Source organism: Microbacterium sp. A20 (assembly GCF_004794515.1).
In the GTDB taxonomy this organism is placed as follows: Bacteria; Actinomycetota; Actinomycetes; order Actinomycetales; family Microbacteriaceae; genus Microbacterium.
The window spans coordinates 1-449 of sequence record NZ_SSDF01000006.1 but is presented as its reverse complement, the minus strand read 5'-3'; the positions used below and the strand labels follow the sequence as shown (position 1 = coordinate 449).

1 protein-coding gene is annotated in these 449 nt (G+C 69.9%); it reads right to left on the bottom strand.

Annotated elements, in window-relative coordinates:
* On the bottom strand, positions 1 to 449 hold a 449-nt coding region (locus tag DW298_RS00025; RefSeq protein ID WP_240744938.1), incomplete at both ends, for an Ig-like domain-containing protein.

Here is a 449-nt window from a genome sequence, read left to right as displayed (position 1 = left end):
CGTCGCCGTCGATCGTGAACGAGATCGTGGCGCTGCCGACCGTCGTCGCCGACGTCAGGACGGCGGAGTACGTGCCATCACCGTTGTCGGTCACACCCGAGAGGGTTCCCGCGGTCGTCGACAGCGCGACGACATCGCCGGCGTCGGCGACGACGTTCCCGCTCGCGTCCAGCAACGACACCGTGATCGTCGATGTGGTCGAGCCATCGGCCGTGATCGACGTCGGCGCGGCCACGATCGTCGACGCACCGACGTCCGCTGCACCCGCGACGAACGCCACGGTGGCGGTCGCGTCCGCATCGGCATCATCGATCGTGAACGAGATCGTCGCGCTCCCCACCGCGGAGGCCGATGTCAGCACGGCCGTGTAGGTGCCGTCGCCGTTGTCGCTCACCGCGGACAGCGTGCCGGCCGTGGTGGACAGACCGACGACGTCGCCCGCATCCGCG